1 pseudogene is annotated in these 676 nt (G+C 63.2%); it reads right to left on the bottom strand.

Annotation, left to right across the window (positions count from 1 at the left end):
- Nucleotides 1-259 precede the first annotated feature (259 nt).
- Nucleotides 260-676, bottom strand: a pseudogene (locus tag QKY98_RS23590) (DNA replication terminus site-binding protein); the annotation flags it as partial.

The following is a 676-nucleotide window of genomic DNA, read 5'->3' as shown; positions in this document are numbered from 1 at the left end:
CCCGGGCATTGATGATCCCGGCCGCCTTATCCGCCGCCGCGGCAACGATCAGCGCATCGCCCTGGCGGGCGATACAACGATGGGAGCACCCAATCTATCTTTTGATACGGGTGGCGGTGATTTTCTTCTGACGATCGCAGCGCTTAGCAATTAGGGCAGACCTCTGGGCAAACCTATGCCGGCTGGTCCCATTAGGATCGCCTGCATCACGTTGACAATCATCCCCTCGCAAAGCCACATCTGAGCTCAGGCATTAAACCTATGACTCGTAGGTGATGCCGCCCAGTCGATAGGTCGAAGGCGTCCTGAGTGGCACCCGATCACCCTCCTCCATATTCATCCGCTGGCCATCGGTGGGCAGGTAGAGGTTGCGCTCTGCCCAGACCTCAGCCCGCGCCTTCACGTCGCCGCGCTGCCGGCCGCGCGCCGCACGATCAAAGTCGCGCAGCGCGGAGACCTTCGGCTCGGCCTCGCCGGCGAGCACGAACACCGGCAGGTTGGCCTTGATGATGGCGTCCCACTTCTCGCCGCGCCCCCCAAACCAGAGCGTGCAGCGTGGATGTGGCGCCACGACCTTGTGCTTGATCAGCACCTGGTCGTCCGCCAGGTTCGCGATCGTGCGCAGATCCTGGTATTCGGGCGTCTGCTCGAGCGGTATCCCCTGCTGCTGCGCCCT

Source organism: Pseudomonas sp. HR1 (genome assembly GCF_030175875.1).
Lineage (GTDB): Bacteria > Pseudomonadota > Gammaproteobacteria > Pseudomonadales > Pseudomonadaceae > Chryseomonas > Chryseomonas oryzihabitans.
The sequence above is the reverse complement of the archived record's forward strand: the minus strand, read 5'-3'. Positions and strand labels throughout refer to the sequence as shown.